At 72.6% G+C, this 1738-nt stretch carries 1 protein-coding gene and 1 pseudogene; both read right to left on the reverse strand.

What is annotated here, in order from left to right; genetic code table 11:
• Positions 1 to 312: pseudogene (locus AC2W7G_RS15415) on the reverse strand (hypothetical protein); the annotation flags it as partial.
• 269 nt (positions 313 to 581) lie between these two features.
• Complete coding sequence (locus AC2W7G_RS15420; protein ID WP_485869215.1) at positions 582 to 1571, reverse strand: ABC transporter substrate-binding protein; 990 nt, start codon at positions 1569 to 1571, stop codon at positions 582 to 584.
• Positions 1572 to 1738 lie beyond the last annotated feature (167 nt).

Consider the following 1738-nt stretch of genomic DNA (forward strand, 5'->3'; position numbering starts at 1 on the left):
CCACGAGCCGGCCGCCCACGCCGCCGAGCGAGTTGCCGGCCACGTAGAGCCCCATCGCGCGGCCCATGCCCGTGCGGGGTGCACCTCCGCGCCGACGTGGGCCATCGCCACGCCGACCACGCCCGCGAGCAGCAGGCCGAGCAGCACCCGCAGCGCGAGCAGGCCGCCGAACGTCGGCATGGTCGTGCTCACCAGCTGCACGACGACCGCCGCCACCATCGAGACCTTCATGACCCGCGCGCGTCCGAGCCGGGCGGCGACGCCGGTCGCCAGCACCACGGCCAGCGCGAGCGCGCCGGTCGCGCCCGACACCGTGAGCGCGGCGGGCGGCCGGCGAGACGTCGAACGCGGCGCCGATGCCCGGCAGCAGGGGCTGGGTGCTGTAGAGCATCCCGAACGCGGCCACGCCGGCCATGAGCATCGCGACGTTGAGCCGGCGGTAGCCGGGGCTGCCGGGATGGTGCCCGGGGTGCGTCGCGGCCTGGCTCACCGGTCGAGCGTACGAACCGGTGCCCGGACGGACGACACCGCACCGGGCCGCCGGGTGGCGGCACCGGTGCGGTGCGACGGGGTCGTGCGGGTCAGGAGAACTTCTTCAGGCCCTCGGCGAGGCGCTCGAAGATGCCGGCGTAGGCCTCGTAGCTCGGCGGCGCGACGGACGTCCACGGGACGTAGGCCGAGCTCTTGGCCGCGTTCAGCGTCTGGAAGACCGGCTGGTCCTTGAACAGCTGCAGCCCGGCCTCGCCGACGCGGTCGTCGTAGAGGAAGACGTCGGCCGGGTACTTGTCGGCCTCCTCCCAGCTCAGCGGCTCGAAGTAGCCCTGCTCGTCCGGGTCCGGCTGCACGATGGGCAGGCCGAGCTCGTCCTTCCAGTACTTCAGGTCGGCGTTCGCCTCGGGGCTGGAGACGTAGTAGATGTCGGCCGACGGCGAGCCGGCGACGATCTGCTTCTTCTCCGACGTCATGGTGGCGCCGAGCTGCTTCAGCTCGTCCGCGGCGGCCTGGAACTCGTCGTGCGCCTCGGTGACGTCGTCGTCCTCGAGGTCCGCGCCGAGCGCCTCGGCGGCCTTCTCGGTCGAGTCGAGCAGCTCGGGCAGGGTCTTGCCGTCGAAGCTCACGACCATGATCGGCGTGCCGAGCTTCTCGACCTTCTCCTTCGCGGCGGCGTTGACGTACCAGAGGTCGGGCTCGAGGTACGTGCTCGTCACGACGAGGTCGGGCTTGAGCTCGGCGAGCTTCTCCAGGTCCAGGTCGCCGTACTCGCCGCCGCCGGTGACGTCGGTGAGCCCCTCGGTGTCCAGGCCCTCGGCCTGCGGGTCGGGGCTGCCGTCGGGGAGCGTGGCCGGGCCGAAGTAGCCGACGATCTTGTCCTCGTCGACGCCCAGGTCGGACAGCGCCGCACCCATCGAGCTCTGCACGACGATGCGCTCGGGCGCCTGGTCGAGCGAGATCTTGGTGCCGAGGTCGTCGGTGTAGCTCCAGGAGCCGGACGAGTCGTCGGAGTCGGACCCGCAGGCGCCGAGCGCGAGCATCGCGGCGGCGACGGCCGCGACGGGACGGATGATCTTCATGGGCACATCGTAAGGCATGCCTAACCTAAAGCTGCCGTCCCGTCCGGCACACGGGCCCTGGGTGGGCGGACATCCTCGCGGCGACGCACGGCGAGGGGCCCTCCGCCCCGCGGAGGACTCCTCGACCCGGGCGTCAGGCCAGCAGCGCCAGCCGGCGGCGGCCCTGG

The organism is Aeromicrobium sp. PFPM2_SD2, assembly GCF_057364525.1.

Bases quoted from the DNA above. Each gene is read 5' to 3' on its own strand.
- AC2W7G_RS15420 (WP_485869215.1), bottom strand. From the start codon at position 1,571: ATGAAGATCATCCGTCCCGTCGCGGCCGTCGCCGCCGCGATGCTCGCG.